Raw genomic sequence first — 20068 nt, 5'->3', positions numbered from 1 at the left:
TGTTATGCTCAGTATCTTTAAACCTGCGCCACACCGGGCGCGACTGCCAGAGGCAGAGATTGATCCTCTCTACCGCCGTCTGCGTTGGCAAATCTTCCTCGGGATCTTCTTCGGGTATGCGGCGTACTATCTGGTACGTAAAAACTTTGCGCTCGCCATGCCATACCTGGTGGAACAAGGCTTCTCCCGCGGCGATCTGGGCTTTGCGCTGTCGGGGATCTCCATCGCGTACGGTTTTTCGAAGTTCATTATGGGGTCGGTGTCGGATCGCTCGAATCCGCGTGTGTTCCTGCCCGCCGGTCTGATCCTCGCGGCTGCGGTGATGCTGTTCATGGGCTTTGTGCCATGGGCGACCTCCAGCATTGCCGTCATGTTCGTACTGCTGTTCCTCTGCGGCTGGTTCCAGGGGATGGGGTGGCCGCCATGCGGACGTACCATGGTGCACTGGTGGTCACAGAAAGAGCGCGGTGGGATTGTATCGGTCTGGAACTGCGCGCATAACGTCGGGGGCGGGCTTCCGCCGCTGCTGTTCCTGCTGGGGATGGCCTGGTTCAACGACTGGCACGCGGCGCTCTATATGCCTGCCTTTGGCGCCATTCTGGTGGCGATTATCGCCTTCGCCCTGATGCGCGACACGCCGCAGTCCTGCGGCCTGCCGCCGATTGAAGAGTACAAAAACGACTACCCGGATGATTACAGCGAGAAGCACGAAGAAGAGCTGACCGCGAAACAGATCTTCATGAAGTACGTGCTGCCAAACAAGCTGCTGTGGTACATCGCGGTGGCGAACGTGTTTGTCTACCTGCTGCGCTACGGCATCCTCGACTGGTCCCCGACTTACCTGAAAGAGGTGAAGCACTTCGCGCTGGATAAATCCTCCTGGGCCTATTTCCTGTATGAATACGCGGGCATTCCCGGCACGCTGATCTGCGGCTGGATGTCGGACAAAGTGTTTAAGGGCAACCGTGGGGCGACGGGCGTGTTCTTTATGACGCTGGTGACCATCGCGACGGTCGTTTACTGGCTTAACCCGCCGGGTAATCCGGGTGTGGATATGGCCTGTATGATCGTAATCGGCTTCCTGATTTATGGTCCGGTTATGCTGATCGGCCTGCACGCGCTGGAGCTGGCGCCGAAGAAAGCGGCAGGCACGGCGGCAGGCTTTACCGGTCTGTTTGGCTACCTCGGCGGTTCAGTGGCGGCAAGTGCCATCGTCGGTTACACAGTCGATTTCTTCGGCTGGGACGGTGGTTTTATGGTGATGATTGGCGGCAGCGTGCTGGCGGTTCTGCTGTTGATCGTCGTGATGATTGGTGAAAAACGTCACCATGCCGAGGTGCTGGCGCGTCGTCAGTAAGGAGCATTGCGATGAAATTAACTCAGTTAGCGACAGGCCTGCTGCTGGCGGGCCTGATGACAGGCTCCGCGCTGGCGGCGGATAAAATCGTGATCGCCCACCGTGGCGCCAGCGGTTATCTGCCGGAGCATACGCTGCCGGCAAAAGCGATGGCCTATGCCCAGGGCGCGGATTATCTGGAGCAGGATCTGGTGATGACGAAGGACGACCAGCTGGTCGTTCTGCATGACCACTATCTTGACCGCGTGACGGACGTGGCGGAGCGTTTCCCGAACCGCGCCCGTAAAGATGGCCGCTACTACGCCATCGACTTCACGCTGGCGGAGATCCGCTCGCTGAAGTTTACCGAGGGCTTCGAGATTGAGAACGGTAAGAAGGTGCAGGTCTATCCGGGGCGTTTCCCGATGGGCAAGTCTGACTTCCGTATTCACACCTTCGAAGAGGAGATCGAGTTTGTTCAGGGGCTGAACCACTCGACGGGCAAAAATATCGGTATCTACCCGGAAATCAAAGCGCCGTGGTTCCACCTTCAGGAAGGAAAAGACATTGCCGCGAAGACGCTGGAGGTACTGAAAAAGTACGGCTACACCAGCAAGAAGGATAAGGTTTTCCTGCAATGTTTCGATGCCGCGGAACTGAAGCGCATCAAAACTGAGCTGGAGCCGAAGATGGGGATGGATCTCAATCTGGTGCAGTTGATTGCCTATACCGACTGGAATGAAACTCAGGAAAAACAGCCGGACGGGAAGTGGGTGAACTACAGCTACGACTGGATGTTTAAGCCGGGCGCGATGAAGCAGATTGCGCAGTACGCCGACGGCATCGGGCCGGATTACCACATGCTGGTGGCGGAAGGCTCAACGCCGGGCCACGTGAAGCTGACGGCGATGGTGAAAGAGGCGCATGCGAGCAAGATGCAGGTGCATCCGTATACCGTGCGTGCAGACCAGTTGCCGGAGTATGCGACGGACGTGGATCAGCTTTACGACGTGCTGTATAACCAGGCGGATGTGGACGGATTGTTTACGGATTTCCCGGATAAAGCGGTCGAATTCATTCACCGGAAGTAGGTTTTGTAGGTCGGGTAAGGCGAAGCCGCCACCCGACAATCAGGCTCTGCGGCCTGATGCCCTCACCCTAACCCTCTCCCACCGGGAGAGGGATCCCCAGTAATTTTTTTATGCAGAAGCAATAAAGTTGCTTTCTAAATGACTGAGGGCTGTCAGCGATGCCCTGGTCCGGCTGTAAATCGCTGAGGCGTTTGCCTTCCGGCCGGGGCGAGGCGCAGGGATGCGCCGAGAGGGCGGCTTTACAGGGACGTTGCCTCCGCCCGTACCCGATAAGCCGGAAGGAATAAGCCGAGGGCACCGCGAAGCGGCGATTTACCGCCGGGAGCCCGGGTCGCCAGGGTGGTGGCGACTGAGCCACCCTGGCACGTTCACCGGTCATGTCGTTACAGAGTAGCAAGGAACATAAAGTGAACGGAATGACCACCACCGCCGTATGTTCCCCTCACCCTAACCCTCTCCCCGGAGGGGCGAGGGGATTGCTCAGTGCTCGCATTAATTTGTGGGGAACCCTCAGCCCACCGGGAGAGGGGATAAGGACAACATCACATCTCGATCTCTATATCGCCTTTTGCCCGGCAGCAGCAGGGCAAAATTTCCCCTTCACTGATAAAGGCCAGCGGTTCGGTCAGCCAGTCTACCTGGCCTGCGACCAGACGGCAGCGGCAGGAGCCGCAGTAGCCTTCACGACACTGGTACTCGACTTCTACCTGATGTGCTTCAAGCGCCACCAGCAGAGAAGGGTGCTCTTCCTGGCACAACACCTCTGTACCCGAAAGGCTCAGCGTTACGCGGCTCATCAGAGCTGGAAATCGCTCAGGTCGTCGGTGTTGACTTCAGAATCAATCTGACCGACCAGGTAAGAACTCACTTCCACTTCCTGTGGCGCGACCTGCACGTTATCGGACACCAGCCAGGTGTTGATCCACGGGATTGGGTTAGAGCGCGTCTGGAACGGCAGGTCGAGACCGACGGCCTGCATGCGGATATTGGTGATGTACTCAACGTACTGGCACAGAATGTCTTTGTTCAGGCCAATCATGGAGCCGTCGCGGAACAGGTAGTCTGCCCACTCTTTCTCCTGCTGGGCCGCCAGCACGAACAGGTCGTAGCATTCCTGTTTGCACTCTTCCGCAATTTCCGCCATCTCCGGATCGTCTGCACCGCTGCGCAGCAGGTTCAGCATATGCTGAGTCCCGGTCAGGTGCAGGGCTTCGTCACGGGCAATCAGACGGATAATTTTGGCGTTGCCTTCCATCAGTTTGCGCTCGGCAAACGCGAAGGAGCAGGCGAAGCTCACGTAGAAGCGGATTGCTTCCAGGGCGTTGACGCTCATCAGGCACAGATAGAGCTGTTTTTTCAGGATCTGCAGGTTTACGGTGACGGTTTTACCGTTCACGTTGTGCGTACCTTCGCCCAGCAGATGCCAGTAGCTGGTCATCTCGATCAGTTCGTCATAGTAGTGCGCAATGCCTTCGGCGCGCTTCTGGATCTGTTCGTTGGTGACGATATCATCAAACACCACCGCCGGATCGTTCACGATGTTGCGGATGATGTGGGTGTAAGAGCGGGAGTGGATCGTCTCGGAGAACGCCCAGGTCTCAACCCAGGTTTCCAGCTCAGGAATCGAGATCAGCGGCAGCAGCGCCACGTTCGGACTACGCCCCTGAATGGAGTCCAGCAGCGTCTGGTATTTCAGGTTGCTGAGGAAGATGTGCTTTTCGTGTTCCGGCAGCGCCTGGAAATCGATACGGTCGCGGGAAACGTCAACTTCTTCCGGACGCCAGAAGAAAGAGAGTTGCTTTTCAATCAGCTTTTCGAAGATGTCATATTTTTGCTGATCGTAGCGTGCCACGTTGACCGGCTGGCCGAAGAACATCGGCTCTTTGAGCTGGTCGTTTTTCGTCTGTGAAAAGGTGGTATATGCCATTGCGGTGAGTCCTGTGGTGTTATTTCCCCTCACCCCGGCCCTCTCCCACAGGGAGAGGGGGAAAGAGTTCCCTCTCCCTGTGGGAGAGGGTTAGAGTGAGGGAATTTATTAGATCTTACATGCGCCGCTTTCGCAGCCATCGTCCTGAATTGACGGCGCCAGGTCGTCCTGCGCGTCTTCCGCACCATCACGGGTGTTGTGATAGTACAGCGTTTTCACGCCAAATTTGTAGGCGGTGAGCAGGTCTTTCAGCAGTTGCTGCATCGGAACCTTGCCTGACGGGAAGCGCGTCGGGTCGTAGTTGGTATTGGCAGAGATCGACTGGTCGATAAACTTCTGCATGATACCCACCAGTTGCAGGTAGCCATCGTTGTTTGGCATTTCCCACAGCAGCTCGTAGTTGTTGCCCAGCGTTTCGTAATCCGGTACCACCTGACGCAGCACGCCGTCTTTCGACGCTTTGATGCTGACGTGGCCGCGCGGTGGCTCAATACCGTTGGTGGCGTTGGAGATCTGCGAAGAGGTCTCGGACGGCATCAGGGCAGAGAGCGTGGAGTTACGCAGGCCGTGAGTTTTAATGGACTCGCGCAGGCCTTCCCAGTCGAGGTGCAGCGGCTCGCTGACGATCGCATCCAGGTCTTTTTTGTAGGTGTCGATCGGCAGAATGCCTTTCGCGTAGGTGGTTTCATTGAACCACGGGCACGCGCCTTGCTCTTTCGCCAGCTCGTTGGAGGCTTTCATCAGGTAGTACTGAATGGCTTCGAACGTCTGGTGCGTCAGATTGTTGGCGCTGCCGTCGGAGTAACGCTTGCCGTTTTTCGCCAGCCAGTAGGCGAAGTTGATCACGCCGATACCTAAAGTGCGACGGCCCATTGCGCCGCGTTTTGCCGCCGGGATTGGGTAATCCTGGTAGTCCAGCAGGGCGTCGAGCGCACGAACCGCCAGCACGGCCAGCTCTTCCAGCTCGTCCAGGCTCTTAATCGCACCCAGGTTGAACGCAGAGAGCGTACACAGGGCGATTTCACCGTTTTCATCGTTCACATCGTCCAGCGGTTTGGTCGGCAGGGCGATCTCCAGGCACAGGTTGGACTGGCGCACTGGCGCAACCACCGGATCGAACGGGCTGTGGGTGTTGCAGTGGTCAACGTTCTGGATGTAGATACGGCCGGTAGAGGCACGTTCCTGCATCATCAGGGAGAACAGATCGACCGCCTTCACGCGCTGCTTGCGGATGCTGTCGTCTTTTTCGTATTTGGTGTACAGACGCTCGAATTCGTCCTGATCGGCGAAGAACGCGTCGTACAGACCCGGGACATCAGATGGGCTGAACAGGGTGATATCTTCACCTTTCAGCAGGCGGGTGTACATCAGCTTGTTGATCTGCACGCCGTAGTCCATGTGACGCACGCGGTTGCCTTCCACGCCGCGGTTGTTCTTCAGAACCAGCAGGCTTTCCACTTCCAGGTGCCACATTGGGTAGAACAGGGTCGCAGCGCCACCGCGCACGCCGCCCTGAGAGCAGGATTTTACTGCCGTCTGGAAGTGCTTGTAGAACGGGATACAGCCGGTGTGGAACGCTTCACCGCCGCGGATCGGGCTGCCAAGCGCACGGATACGACCAGCGTTGATGCCGATACCAGCACGCTGGGAGACGTATTTTACGATGGCGCTGGAGGTCGCGTTGATGGAATCCAGGCTGTCACCACACTCGATCAGTACGCAGGAGCTGAACTGACGGGTAGGGGTACGCACGCCAGACATGATTGGCGTAGGCAGAGAAATCTTGAACGTAGAGACCGCATCGTAGAAACGCTTCACGTAGTCCAGACGGGTTTCACGTGGATAATTAGAGAACAGGCAGGCGGCCACCAGAATATAGAGAAACTGAGCGCTCTCGTAGATCTCACCGGTTACACGGTTCTGAACCAGGTATTTGCCTTCGAGCTGCTTCACCGCCGCGTAGGAGAAGTTCATGTCGCGCCAGTGATCGATAAACCCGTTCATCTGCTCGAACTCTTCTTCCGTATAGTCTTCCAGCAGATGCGTGTCGTATTTGCCCAGCTCAACCATTTTCACTACGTGATCGTAAAGCTTCGGCGGCTCGAACTGGCCGTAGGCTTTCTTACGCAGGTGGAAAATCGCCAGACGCGCAGCGAGGTACTGATAATCCGGTGCGTCGCGGGAGATCAGATCTGCCGCTGCTTTGATAATGGTTTCGTGGATATCAGACGTTTTGATGCCGTCGTAGAACTGAATGTGAGAACGCAGTTCGACCTGGGATATAGATACGTTGTTCAGTCCTTCTGCTGCCCAGTCGAGAACTCGATGGATTTTGTCCAGATTGATACGCTCGGTAGTACCGTCGCGCTTTGTCACCAGCAGACTCTGATTCATGTGGGTTTTTACCTGTCCGTGAAATAAAAAAATATCCCCCGCTTATCCACAGAACCGCCTTGTGACTAACTCTGTGGATAAATACTACATATAGGGGTTTTGCGATAAGAAGAACGCTATATGGTGAGTATTCTAGTATCGAATCTTTTCAGCACAAGGGTTGATTTTGACGTTAAATTGAGGTTGTGAAAGGGTAAAAAAGGCTAAGTCCTCGTACCGTAAGGCCTGGAAGAGATGTCAATATTCCAGAAAAAAAATTCAAAATTTGATCGAGTGCTGATTTCTTCAACGGGAGGTCAGAATTGCGCAACATGATGTCGCGCAATCTTTATAAGAATAACGAATGACGTTAGTCGTTTTTGGCGGTTGTGTGCAACATATAGTTAACATCCACGCCCGGGGCAAGTTTGAATTTATCCGTCAGAGGATTGTAGTGCAGACCCGTCATGTGCTGCTCCTTAAGCCATGTCTGGTCAACCCAGCCCAGCAGTTCGGCAGGCTTGATGAACTTCTTCACGTCGTGCGTCCCTTTCGGCACCATGCGCAGCACATATTCCGCGCCTACCACGGCCATCAGCCAGGCTTTGCCGTTGCGGTTGATGGTCGAGAAGAAGACCTGTCCACCCGGTTTCACCAGTTGTGCACAGGCGCTGACGACCGACTGCGGATCGGGAACGTGCTCCAGCATCTCCATGCAGGTCACCACGTCATACTGGTGCGCATGTTTAGCCGCGTGCTCTTCCACGGTTTCCTGGACATATTCTACCTGTACGCCGGACTCCAGCGCATGAAGACGCGCAACCTGTAGAGGTTCGAAGCCCATGTCCAGACCGGTGACGGTGGCCCCTTCGCGCGCCATGCTTTCCGCCAGGATGCCGCCGCCGCAGCCGACGTCGAGCACTTTCTTACCGAACAGACCGCCGGAACGCTCCGCGATATAGCCCAGACGTAGCGGGTTAATACGATGCAGAGGTTTGAACTCACCTTCGAGATCCCACCAGCGGGACGCCACCGCTTCAAATTTGGCAATCTCTTCGTGGTCAACGTTGTGAGCCACCGGGGATTTTTCGGCATTCATGGGCGCTTTTACTCCTTATTTAGCAAGACAAATGAGTATATCAGGCAATCCCTGTGAATAAAGCGTATAGGTTTACCTGTATCACCGCGGCTGTGTTATAATTTGCGACCTTTGAATCCGGGATACAGTAGAGGGATAGCGGTTAGATGAGCGACCTTGCGAGAGAAATTACACCGGTTAACATCGAGGAAGAGCTGAAAAGCTCCTATCTGGACTATGCGATGTCGGTCATTGTTGGCCGTGCGCTGCCGGACGTCCGCGATGGCCTTAAGCCGGTACACCGTCGCGTACTATACGCCATGAACGTATTGGGCAATGACTGGAATAAAGCCTACAAAAAATCTGCCCGTGTCGTTGGTGACGTAATCGGTAAATACCATCCCCATGGTGATTCCGCGGTGTACGACACCATTGTCCGTATGGCGCAGCCTTTCTCGCTGCGTTACATGCTGGTAGATGGTCAGGGTAACTTTGGTTCTATCGACGGCGACTCCGCCGCGGCAATGCGTTATACGGAAATCCGTCTGGCGAAGATTGCCCATGAGCTGATGGCTGACCTGGAAAAAGAGACGGTTGATTTCGTTGATAACTACGACGGCACGGAAAAAATTCCTGACGTTATGCCAACGAAGATCCCAAACCTGCTGGTGAACGGTTCGTCCGGTATCGCAGTGGGTATGGCGACCAATATTCCGCCGCACAACATCACGGAAGTGATTAACGGCTGCCTGGCCTACATCGACGATGAAGACATCAGCATTGAAGGGCTGATGGAACACATCCCGGGCCCGGACTTCCCGACGGCGGCAATCATCAACGGCCGTCGCGGTATTGAAGAAGCGTACCGTACCGGTCGCGGCAAGATTTACATCCGTGCCCGCGCCGAAGTGGAAGCGGACGCCAAAACCGGCCGTGAAACCATTATTGTTCACGAGATCCCGTATCAGGTGAACAAGGCGCGTCTGATTGAAAAAATCGCCGAGCTGGTAAAAGAAAAACGCGTTGAAGGCATCAGCGCGCTGCGCGACGAGTCTGACAAAGACGGTATGCGCATCGTGATTGAAATCAAGCGCGACGCGGTGGGTGAAGTTGTGTTGAACAACCTTTACTCCCAGACTCAGCTTCAGGTCTCCTTCGGTATCAACATGGTTGCGCTGCACCATGGCCAGCCGAAGATCATGAACCTGAAAGAGATCCTGAGCGCGTTCGTGCGTCACCGCCGTGAAGTGGTGACTCGCCGTACCATCTTCGAACTGCGCAAAGCGCGCGACCGTGCCCATATCCTTGAAGCACTGGCCGTTGCGCTGGCGAACATCGACCCGATCATCGAACTGATCCGCCGTGCGCCGACGCCAGCAGAAGCGAAGGCGTCGCTGGTTGCGCGTCCATGGGATCTGGGCAACGTGGCGGCGATGCTGGAACGTGCCGGCGATGATGCTGCGCGTCCTGAGTGGCTGGAGCCGGAATTCGGCGTGCGTGACGGTCAGTACTATCTGACTGAACAGCAGGCCCAGGCGATTCTGGATCTGCGTTTGCAGAAACTGACCGGCCTTGAGCATGAAAAACTGCTCGACGAGTACAAAGAGCTGCTGGAGCAGATTGCCGAGCTGCTGCATATCCTGGGTAGCGCAGAGCGCCTGATGGAAGTGATCCGTGAAGAGCTGGAGCTGGTTCGCGATCAGTTCGGCGACGAGCGTCGCACCGAAATCACGGCCAACAGCTCTGATATCAACATTGAAGATCTGATCAACCGCGAAGACGTGGTCGTGACGCTGTCTCACCAGGGTTACGTGAAGTATCAGCCGTTGACCGACTACGAAGCACAGCGTCGTGGCGGTAAAGGTAAATCTGCGGCGCGTATTAAAGAAGAAGACTTCATTGACCGTCTGCTGGTGGCCAACACCCACGACACGATCCTCTGCTTCTCCAGCCGGGGCCGTCTGTACTGGATGAAAGTCTATCAGCTGCCGGAAGCGAGCCGTGGCGCGCGGGGTCGACCTATCGTTAACCTGCTGCCGCTGGAAGCGAACGAACGTATCACCGCCATTCTGCCGGTACGCGAGTACGAAGAGGGCGTGAACGTCTTTATGGCAACCGCGAGCGGTACCGTGAAGAAAACCGCGCTGACCGAATTCAGCCGTCCACGTTCCGCCGGGATTATCGCGGTGAACCTGAACGAAGGCGATGAGCTGATCGGCGTGGATCTGACCTCCGGTTCCGATGAAGTGATGCTGTTCTCTGCCGCCGGTAAAGTGGTGCGCTTTAAAGAGAACGCCGTGCGCGCAATGGGTCGTACGGCGACCGGCGTGCGTGGTATCAAGCTGGCGGGTGAAGACAGCGTGGTTTCCCTGATCGTTCCGCGTGGCGAAGGCGCAATCCTGACCGTCACCCAGAACGGCTACGGTAAACGTACGGCGGAAAGCGAATACCCGACCAAGTCTCGCGGCACGCAGGGCGTTATATCCATCAAAGTGACCGAGCGCAACGGTTCCGTTGTTGGCGCGGTACAGGTGGACGACGCGGACCAGATCATGATGATCACCGATGCCGGTACGCTGGTGCGTACCCGCGTGTCAGAGATCAGCGTGGTGGGTCGTAACACCCAGGGCGTTATCCTCATCCGTACTGCGGAAGATGAAAACGTCGTCGGTCTGCAACGCGTTGCTGAGCCGGTGGATGACGAAGAGCTCGACTCTATCGACGGCAGCGTCGCGGAAGGGGATGATGAAATCGTCCCGGAAGCGGACACCGATGATGAAGCAGCGGATGACGCTGACGAGTAACGTCTCCTGACACATAAAGGGCCGGTTTCCGGCCCTTTTGTTTTACGCAAGCAGACAAGTGAACGTTGCGACAAGCCGCGTTTACCGCTACCTTAACCACATTCTTTTTTCCCCGATGGCGGAGCCTCGCCCCTTTGAAATACCTCGTCTCCTTTCGTACCACGTTAAAAGTCTCTCGCTATCTGTTTCGGGCGCTTGCGCTACTGCTATGGTTGCTGGTGGCACTGCTCTCGGTGTTTTACATCGTTAACGCGTTACACCAGAAAGAAGCGGAGATCCGCCAGGAGTTTAACTTAAGCTCGGATCAGGCCCAGCGCTATATCCAGCGCACGTCTGATGTGATGAAAGAGCTTAAGTATATCGCTGAGAATCGACTGACGGCGGAGAACGGCATTCTTGCCCTCCGCGGTCGGGATGAAAAAACCGAAGTACCTGATTTCGAACCGCTCTTCCCGGACTCCGATTGTTCCGCGATGGGCAAAGCCTGGCGTGGCTCACTGGAGTCCCTGTCATGGTTTATGCGCTACTGGCGCGATAATTTTTCGGCCGCTTACGATCTAAACCGCGTCTACCTGATTGGCAACGAAAATCTTTGCATGGCGGACTTCGGTCTGCGAGATATGCCCGTCGAACGCGAAGACGCGTTGAAAAGCCTGCATGAGCGCATAGTGAAATACCGCAATGCGCCTCAGGAAGAGCGCGGGAACAACATCTTCTGGATAAGCCAGGGGCCGCGCATGGGCGTCGGCTATTTCTATGCCCTGACTCCGGTTTACCTCGGAAACCGTCTGCAAGCGCTGCTGGGGATTGAACAAACCATCCGCATGGAAAACTTCTTCACGCCGGGCAGTCTGCCGATGGGCGTGACCATTCTGGATGAGAACGGCCACCCACTCATCTCCCTTACCGGGCCTGAAAACCGCCTGAAAGTGGAGCCCAGCTGGATGCAGGAGCGGTCATGGTTTGGCTATACCTCCGGGTTCCGCGAGCTGGTGCTGAAGAAAAGTTTACCGCCATCGTCGCTGAGCATTGTCTATTCGCTGCCGGTGGACAAGGTGCTGGAGCGCATTCGCATCCTGATCCTTAACGCCATTTTGTTGAACATCGCGGTAGGCGTCGCGCTGTTTATGCTGGCGAGAATGTATGAGCGGCGGATCTTTATTCCGGCGGAAGCGGATGCTCAGCGTCTGGAGGAGCACGAGCAGTTTAACCGTAAGATTGTCGCCTCGGCGCCGGTAGGGATCTGTATCCTGCGTACTCAGGACGGGACAAATATCCTCAGTAACGAGCTTGCCCATAACTACCTGAACATGCTCACGCATGAAGACCGCCAGCGGTTAACGCAGATCATCTGTGGGCAACAGGTTAACTTTGTGGATGTGCTGACCAGCACGCACACCAATCTGCAAATCAGCTTCGTCCATTCGCGCTACCGCAATGAAAACGTGGCGATTTGCGTGCTGGTGGACGTCTCCGCGCGCGTTAAGATGGAAGAGTCATTGCAGGATATGGCGCAGGCGGCGGAGCAGGCCAGCCAGTCGAAATCGATGTTCCTCGCGACCGTCAGCCATGAGCTGCGTACGCCGCTGTACGGCATTATCGGTAACCTCGATCTTCTCCAGACCAAAGAGCTGCCGAAAGGGGTCGACCGCCTGGTGACGGCCATGAACAACTCGTCCAGCCTGCTGCTGAAAATTATCAGCGATATTCTCGACTTCTCTAAAATTGAATCCGAGCAGTTGAAAATAGAACCGCGTGAGTTCTCCCCGCGCGAGGTGATGAACCATATCAGCGCCAACTATCTGCCGCTGGTGGTGCGCAAACAGCTGGGGCTGTACTGCTTTATCGAGCCGGATGTGCCGCTGACGCTGCATGGCGATCCGATGCGTCTGCAACAGGTCATCTCGAACCTGCTAAGCAACGCCATCAAATTCACCGATATCGGCTGTATTGTGCTGCATGTCTGCCGGGCAGGGGAGTACCTGACGATTCGCGTACGCGACACGGGTGTTGGCATTCCGGCGAAAGAGGTCGTTCGCCTGTTCGATCCGTTCTTCCAGGTGGGGACGGGCGTCCAGCGTAATTTCCAGGGGACCGGGCTGGGTCTGGCGATTTGCGAGAAGCTTATCAGCATGATGGACGGGGATATCTCCGTCGATACCGAGCCGGGTATGGGCAGCCAGTTCACCATCCGTATCCCGCTCTACTCGGCACACTATCCAGTGAAAACCACGGTCGACGGGCTGAGCGAAAAGCACTGCTGGCTGGCGGTGCACAACGCCTCCTTACATGATTTCCTGACCTCGATGCTGACCAGCAGCGGCGTGCGGGTCTCACGCTATGAAGGCCAGACGCCGGACGCAGATGACATGCTGATTACTGACGTTGAGCCAGACAAGGCGTGGGCGGGGCGGGGCGTGGTGATGTTCTGCCGCCGTCATATCGGTATTCCGATTGAGCGTTCGCCCGGGGTATGGGTGCACAGTGTGGCGACACCGCACGAAATGTTGGGCTTGCTGGCGCGTATCTACAGTGTACAGCTTGAGGACAGCGATGGCGCTACCGTGCTGGCTTCCCCTGATGAGCTGGCATCGGTGAATGACGATATGATGATTCTGGTCGTCGACGATCATCCGATTAACCGTCGTCTGCTCGCAGACCAGCTTGGCTCTCTGGGCTATCAGTGTAAAACGGCCAATGATGGCGTGGATGCCCTGAATGTCTTAAGTAAGAATCATATTGATATTGTGCTCAGCGATGTGAACATGCCTAACATGGACGGCTATCGTCTGACGCAGCGTATCCGACAGCTGGGGCTGACGCTGCCGGTGGTGGGGGTGACAGCCAACGCACTGGCGGAGGAGAAGCAGCGCTGTCTGGAGTCGGGAATGGACAGCTGCCTGTCGAAGCCGGTCACGCTGGATGTACTGAAGCAGACGCTATCCGTGTATGCGGAGCGGGTGCGAAAAGCGAGACAATAAAAAAGGCCCGAAAGGGCCTTTTTTATGTGTCCGACGGCACTGCGCTTGCGCGGGCCTACGGGGTCTTTAGACCGGATAACCGCGAGGGTCACCCGGCGTAGACAGCGACGATCAATCTTTGTCCGTTGCGCTCAGCGTCACGGAAGAGAGATAGTTCAGCAGGGCGATATCGTTATCCACACCCAGCTTCATCATCGCGGATTTTTTCTGGCTACTGATGGTTTTGATACTGCGGTTCAGTTTCTTGGCGATTTCAGTAACCAGGAAACCTTCAGCGAACAGACGCAGAACTTCACTCTCTTTAGGCGAGAGACGCTTGTCGCCATAGCCACCTGCGCTGATTTTTTCAAGCAGGCGTGAGACGCTCTCAGGCGTGAATTTCTTCCCTTTCTGTAACGCCGCCAGCGCTTTAGGCAGATCGGTAGGTGCGCCTTGTTTCAGCACAATCCCTTCAATATCAAGATCCAGAACGGCGCTCAGGATCGCAGGGTTATTGTTCATGGTCAGAACAATGATCGAAATGTCCGGGAAGTGGCGTTTAATGTATTTGATGAGCGTAATCCCATCACCGTATTTATCCCCAGGCATGGAGAGATCGGTAATGAGCACGTGCGCATCAAGTTTAGGCAGGTTGTTAATAAGGGCTGTGGAATCTTCAAATTCACCGACTACATTCACCCACTCGATCTGTTCAAGTGATTTGCGAATACCGAACAGTACAATCGGATGGTCATCGGCAATAATTACGTTCATATTGTTCATGTATAAGGCTACCTTGCTACAGCAAGCTCTTGACGTAAGCGTCAATGTCGCTGATGTATTTTTCAATGCCAGAGGCATCTTTCTCACGAATTAGATGTTCCAGCGTTTCACATAACTGCTTGCCGGGAACCAGATTAAGCATGGCAAACACCCCTTTAAGCCGGTGTGCTGTCTGTGCCAGCGCTGCAAAATCCTGCGCAGCGGACTCAGTATACAACCGCTTAACATCATCTGGTACTGTATCAACGAAGAGCGAATAATATCCGCTGGCATGGAGTTCGGCATTTTCATCGCCGCCTAACGGTGACTCCAGGATCTCTTCCTGCGCCAGATTCTCTTCAATCAGTTGTAATACAGCTTCCTGCATTGCATTGCTCATATTAAAGTTGACGCGCAGCTGCCCAGGGCCGATTTTCCGCACGCCTGGCTCATCATCGCTTAAAAGCAAGCCGGAGGCAGTAAGATTAGACGGATTATCAGTTAAAAATAGATCAAATTCTTGACTCGCGAGCCTTTCGTCCGGGGTAATGCAGGACGCGCCCCAGTTTTCCAGCTGACGAACGACGATATTACGGATCTCACTGGAGGTCACGTCCACCATCACCACCACATCATCCAGCAGACGCTCTTCATCCTCTTCCTGAGGATTCGCCGCCATTTTAACATGCAAGGAGTAGCGGGTGCCGAGGGATTCGCGCGCCTTAATGTTCAGATGACCGCCCAGCTTACGCGCCAGCTGATCGCAGAGCCAGAAGGTGAGGGCATTCGCCTTACCGTAGTGGTCGCGCTGGGTATCGTTCAGGAACGGGAAGTGCAGGTTATCGATTTCGCTCACGGTGACGCCTTCGCCCGTATCCAGAATACGGAACGTCAGACGATCGTCGGTGGACTCATCGGTGCTGACTTCAAGGGTGATCTTGCCGATCTGTGTCGTGGTGACGGCATACTGAATCAACATCATCAGGATGCGACGCAGGGCATCGCGATCGCCGTGACGCTCGTCATTGGCCGGTAAATGGTTGTTGATCAGCAGCTGGAGCCCTTTGCGCTTGATCACCGGCAGGACTTCCGGAACCACCTCATCAATCAGATCCTGAATGGAGAAGAGCGTAGGGGTGCCCTTCCAGATGTCATTCTCCAGCATGTTCGCAAGCTGGATTTCGTCCACCAGACGAACCAGCGAGTCGGCCTGGCTGCTAAGCTGTCGGCTTTCCGGCGTGCTTAAATCAGCAATCTGCGTGGCGAGTGACTTCAGCGGCTGTTTAAAGGCATCGCCAATGTTTTGCATAAACGCCGCGCGGCCATGCTGGTTTTTCTCATACAGCCTTTGCGCCTGCTTGAGCTTTTTATTCACCAGCACTTCGCGATCCTGATCGCGGATGATGAAGATTTGCGTGCGCGAGGCGACCTGACTGCGGAACTGACGGATCTCATACAGTTCATTATTAATGGTGGCCTGAATGACGCCCTGATGCTGGTCCGCCATGGCCGTAATATTTTGCAGGTTAAGATGCGGCAGAAGGTGATCGGCAATTTTGTTGCTCATCACCGTCCGGTTTGCCTCCTGATCGTGAACAAGCACCCCAAGCGGCAGCACGGAAATAATCTCTTCATTCAGGGCACGAAGAACACGCAACTCGTTGCTGGTCCCAGCTGATACCGACGTCGAGTCGCTCTGGCGGCCCGACTGGAAACGGAAGGTGCTGTAGCCAAACAGCGCCAGCGCCAGCAGGCCGATATTCAACAGCAGCGGCAGCATAATGTTTTGCAGGGTATCAAGCATCAGGGTGCCAAAAGGCACCTGCCACACCAGCCGCATACCGGTTGAGTTGAGCGATGAGGCAATCTCAATCTTCGAGCCATTAAATGAGATCGCTACGCTGTCCGGGCCTTCTTTATCCGACGGCGTGCGCATATTTTGGGTGCTGTTGTCTGGCTCCAGTCGGAAACTGTCCAGCGGCATATCCGGCGGGATAAGATCGTTAATTGGCAGATCGAAGGCAACCACGGTCGCCAGATGGCCCGGCTGGTTAAAGGTGGTTCGCAGCGTAAAGTAGTGGCCATTCTGCCAGGCAAGACGGCGTAATGACGAGAAACTTTCGCGCTCGTCCAGCGCGTTGGCCTGTTGCAGCATTTCTGCCCGACGGGAATCGACAATGCTGCCAACGGTGGTCTCTTTAAAGCCCGACGAGAGATCCTTAAGCGGCAGGGTCGAGATCAGGATCATGCTGTTGTCCTGACCGTTCAGGTAATACATGGACCACGGTACGGTCTCGGCGCCCCACAGGGTGTCCAGATAGGAGGAGATACGCTGCGTCATCTCAAGCGTTGCGCTGTCGTGCGAGCCGAAAATCAGGGCTTCCGTCTTACGCTGCGGTTTTTCAAGGTAATACACATCCTGCTTAAGGCGCGTTTCCTGCAACCCTTCGCCTGATGAGGTGGCAGGTGCGGCGGCGATATTGTCGTAGATTTGCCAGGTCGCGTAGCGCCACGTATCAATGCGCTTATGCACCGCATGGGTGATATCGACAATTTGATAGCTTTTATCTTTAAGCCAGGTATTCACGGCGCTCTGAACCATCACTCCCATTGTGACTAACAGCACAACGATCAACAGAAGAAAGAAACGGGTGATGCTGCCCGGTAGAAGGGAGAATTTGCTCGGGGCGGTAGTTTCAGTCTGACTCATCGATGTGTTTAACCCGTAATGGCCGCGCGGTAATGGGATAGGGCAGTATAAAGGGTAATAACTGAATTTCCAGCGTCGTTATCGGTATGACCTTGACTTTTTATCTGTCGCAACCCGCTTCAACGTCATCCGTGTGAAAGATGTACAAAACCCAGTGAAATGTACAAATATGCTGTTACAACGGCAGTAAAATAGCACGAATTAACAAGAAATTAATTTTGAAAGTGAAAAGGAAAATCTGTAATCGCCGGGCGATGGATTTAGTTAATAGTCGTTATCATTACAGACGGGTAGCACATAAAATGTCTGTTGACGTAAAGAAAGGTAAAAAAAAACCGAATGCGGAGCATCCGGTTCAATTAGAGATAAACAGACATTCAGAACTGAATGACGGTAATAAATAAAGTTAATGATGATAGCGAGGGTTATTTTAGTGGTGTTGACGGGAATTTTTTTGTCATTCAGTGCTGTACTCTTTTTTAAGTTAGTCTTTTGAATTTTATAGGATATATTGTTGTTTTGATTATCCGTGCTATATTTTTAAACTTTTGATGCTTTGTGAAAGTTCCTTGAAATTTACATATTGAAACATCTTGATGGTAAAGTGAAACATCTTCAAAGTTTTCGTATCATATTCCTGTTGGATTATTCTGCATTTTTGAGGAGAATGAACTTGCCGACTGGTTAAGAGGGTTGACCAGTAAGCAGTGGTAAATAATAAGGCATATAACAGAGGGTTAATAAAATGAAAGTTAAAGTACTGTCCCTCCTGGTACCAGCTCTGCTGGTGGCAGGCGCAGCAAATGCGGCTGAAATTTATAACAAAGACGGCAACAAATTAGATCTGTACGGTAAAGTGGATGGCCTGCACTATTTCTCTGATGACGACAGTGCAGACGGCGACCAGACCTACATGCGTCTGGGCTTCAAAGGCGAAACTCAGGTTAACGACCAGCTGACCGGTTACGGCCAATGGGAATACCAGATCCAGGGTAACTCTGGTGAGAACGAAAACAACTCATGGACGCGTGTGGCGTTCGCAGGTCTGAAATTCGCTGATGCGGGTTCATTCGACTACGGTCGTAACTACGGCGTTGTTTACGATGTGACTTCCTGGACCGACGTTCTGCCGGAGTTCGGCGGCGATACCTACGGTTCTGACAACTTCATGCAGCAGCGTGGTAACGGCTTCGCGACCTACCGTAACCAGGACTTCTTCGGTCTGGTTGATGGTCTGAACTTCGCGTTGCAGTACCAGGGTAAAAACGGCAGCGCAAGCGGCGAAGGCCAGACCAACAACGGTCGTGAGGCACTGCGTCAGAACGGTGATGGCTACGGCGGCTCTCTGACCTATGATCTGGGCGAAGGCTTTGCACTCGGTACGGCAGTCACCAGTTCTAAACGTACTGCTGACCAGAACGCTGCGGGCTACTACGGTGAAGGCGATCGCGCAGAGACCTACACCGGTGGTCTGAAATATGACGCGAACAACATCTACCTGGCTGCACAGTATACTCAGACTTACAACGCGACCCGTGCGGGCGACCTGGGCTGGGCTAACAAAGCGCAGAACTTCGAAGTGGTTGCGCAGTATCAGTTCGACTTCGGTCTGCGTCCATCCGTGGCGTACCTGCAATCTAAAGGTAAGGACCTGGAAAACGGCTACGGCGACCAGGATCTGCTGAAATATGTTGATGTTGGCGCGACTTACTACTTCAACAAAAACATGTCCACCTACGTTGATTACAAAATCAACCTGGTTGATGAGAACGACTTCACTCGCGCAGCAGGTATCGGTACTGACGATATCGTCGCGCTGGGTCTGGTTTACCAGTTCTAATTGCTCATACAGCGACAAAGGGGCCATCAGGCCCCTTTTTTCATGCTTTTTTAGGGTCTTACAAATACGCTGTTTTAGTGTACTCTTGCCGCCCTGGCATGAGGATAATAACCAATGGATATGACTTTTTTACGCGCCAGCGTTCTGGCGACTTTTTTACTCCTGACCGCGTGTGACTCTTCTACACAGCCCGCAAAAATCGGCGCACCCGCCGCGACGGTGCTGGAAGGGAAAACCATGGGGACCTTCTGGCGCGTCAGCGTGATGGATATTGATAAGTCCCGCGCTGAAGAACTACGCGGTAAAATTCAGGCGCAGCTGGATGCCGACGATCAGCTACTCTCTACCTATAAAAATGACTCAGCGCTGATGCGTTTCAATCGCTCCAGCAGCACCTCGCTGTGGCCGGTGAGCGAAGCAATGGCCGATATCGTCACGGAAGCCATGCGCGTGGGCTACAAAACCAACGGCGCAATGGACGTGACCGTGGGGCCGCTGGTGAACCTGTGGGGATTTGGCCCCAACAAGCAGCCGGTGACCACACCCGATCAAGCCGCCATCGACGACGCCCGCGCGCGTACAGGGTTACAGCATCTGGCGGTGATCTCCCAGTACGGTCAGCAATACCTGCAAAAAGACATTCCCGACCTGTTTGTGGATCTCTCCACGGTAGGCGAGGGGTATGCTGCGGATCATCTCGCGGCCCTGATGGCGCAGGAAGGCATTCCCCGTTATCTGGTTTCCGTCGGGGGCGCGCTCGTCAGCCGGGGCATGAACGCCAGCGGCAGGCCGTGGCGAGTGGCCATCCAAAAACCAACCGATCAGCAGAACGCGGTGCAGGCGATTGTCGACATCAACGGGCACGGTATCAGCACCTCCGGAAGCTACCGCAACTATTACGAGCTGGATGGCAAACGTATCTCGCATGTGATTGATCCGCAAACCGGACGCCCGATTACCCACAACCTGGTGTCCGTGACGGTGATAGCGCCAACTGCGCTGGAAGCCGACGCCTGGGATACCGGATTGATGGTGCTCGGCACGGAGAAGGCCAAAGAGGTGGTGCGTCAGGAAGGGCTGGCCGTCTATATGATCACCAAAGAGGCTGACGGGTTTAAAACCTGGAGTTCACCGCAGTTCAACAGCTTCCTGGTGAGCGAAAAAAATTAAAAAGCAAGGTTGCGGGT

At 54.6% G+C, this 20068-nt stretch carries 12 protein-coding genes; 6 read left to right on the top strand and 6 right to left on the bottom strand.

All coding sequences use genetic code 11. The features are described 5' to 3' along the window. Window positions 1-4 precede the first annotated feature (4 nt). Together glpT and glpQ are read left to right on the top strand one after the other, a co-directional pair. On the top strand, window positions 5-1357 hold the full coding sequence (gene glpT / locus ACQG03_RS14740) for a glycerol-3-phosphate transporter (RefSeq protein WP_022648804.1): 1353 nt from the start codon (window positions 5-7) through the stop codon (window positions 1355-1357). 11 nt (window positions 1358-1368) lie between these two features. Beyond that, window positions 1369-2427, top strand: coding sequence for a glycerophosphodiester phosphodiesterase (gene glpQ, locus ACQG03_RS14735; protein ID WP_063163622.1), 1059 nt, complete (start codon window positions 1369-1371; stop codon window positions 2425-2427). 542 nt (window positions 2428-2969) lie between these two features. Here glpQ and yfaE read toward each other — a convergent pair. The 4 genes from yfaE to ubiG form a co-directional block, all read right to left on the bottom strand. Then, window positions 2970-3224, bottom strand: coding sequence for a class I ribonucleotide reductase maintenance protein YfaE (yfaE, locus tag ACQG03_RS14730; protein ID WP_003859419.1), 255 nt, complete (start codon window positions 3222-3224; stop codon window positions 2970-2972). Beyond that, entirely contained in the window at window positions 3224-4354 is a 1131-nt protein-coding gene (nrdB, locus tag ACQG03_RS14725; protein ID WP_063163779.1) for a class Ia ribonucleoside-diphosphate reductase subunit beta, read from the bottom strand. The genes yfaE and nrdB overlap by 1 nt, the downstream gene beginning before the upstream one ends. A gap of 108 nt (window positions 4355-4462) precedes the next feature. Further along, window positions 4463-6748: a class 1a ribonucleoside-diphosphate reductase subunit alpha gene (nrdA, locus tag ACQG03_RS14720; protein ID WP_023300610.1), complete on the bottom strand. Its 2286-nt coding sequence runs from the start codon at window positions 6746-6748 to the stop codon at window positions 4463-4465. 349 nt (window positions 6749-7097) lie between these two features. Next, window positions 7098-7826, bottom strand: coding sequence for a bifunctional 2-polyprenyl-6-hydroxyphenol methylase/3-demethylubiquinol 3-O-methyltransferase UbiG (gene ubiG, locus ACQG03_RS14715; RefSeq protein ID WP_023300609.1), 729 nt, complete (start codon window positions 7824-7826; stop codon window positions 7098-7100). A 146-nt stretch (window positions 7827-7972) separates the two neighbouring features. Between ubiG and gyrA the strand changes: the two genes are divergently transcribed. Continuing rightward, entirely contained in the window at window positions 7973-10609 is a 2637-nt protein-coding gene (gyrA, locus tag ACQG03_RS14710) for a DNA topoisomerase (ATP-hydrolyzing) subunit A (RefSeq protein WP_023300608.1), read from the top strand. 134 nt (window positions 10610-10743) lie between these two features. Beyond that, window positions 10744-13590, top strand: coding sequence for a two-component system sensor histidine kinase RcsC (gene rcsC / locus ACQG03_RS14705; RefSeq protein WP_023300607.1), 2847 nt, complete (start codon window positions 10744-10746; stop codon window positions 13588-13590). Between the two features lie 111 nt (window positions 13591-13701). Here the strand turns inward: rcsC and rcsB are convergent, their stop codons facing one another. Then, window positions 13702-14352 carry a response regulator transcription factor RcsB gene (gene rcsB / locus ACQG03_RS14700; protein ID WP_003859405.1) on the bottom strand — a complete coding sequence of 217 codons (651 nt, stop codon included), beginning with the start codon at window positions 14350-14352 and terminating at the stop codon, window positions 13702-13704. A 16-nt stretch (window positions 14353-14368) separates the two neighbouring features. Beyond that, window positions 14369-17041: a phosphotransferase RcsD gene (gene rcsD / locus ACQG03_RS14695; RefSeq protein ID WP_023300606.1), complete on the bottom strand. Its 2673-nt coding sequence runs from the start codon at window positions 17039-17041 to the stop codon at window positions 14369-14371. A 745-nt stretch (window positions 17042-17786) separates the two neighbouring features. Between rcsD and ACQG03_RS14690 the strand changes: the two genes are divergently transcribed. Together ACQG03_RS14690 and apbE are read left to right on the top strand one after the other, a co-directional pair. Continuing rightward, window positions 17787-18881 (top strand): porin OmpC, encoded by a 1095-nt coding sequence (locus ACQG03_RS14690; RefSeq protein ID WP_063163780.1) that lies wholly within the window; start codon window positions 17787-17789, stop codon window positions 18879-18881. A gap of 114 nt (window positions 18882-18995) precedes the next feature. Beyond that, window positions 18996-20051, top strand: a complete 1056-nt coding sequence (gene apbE / locus ACQG03_RS14685) for an FAD:protein FMN transferase ApbE (RefSeq protein ID WP_063147195.1) — start codon at window positions 18996-18998, stop codon at window positions 20049-20051. Window positions 20052-20068 lie beyond the last annotated feature (17 nt).

It is taken from the genome of Enterobacter cloacae complex sp. 342H5, from assembly GCF_050030905.1.
Classification (GTDB): domain Bacteria; phylum Pseudomonadota; class Gammaproteobacteria; order Enterobacterales; family Enterobacteriaceae; genus Enterobacter; species Enterobacter intestinihominis.
Note: the sequence above shows the minus strand (reverse complement) of the source record. Positions and strands in the feature narration are given on the sequence as shown.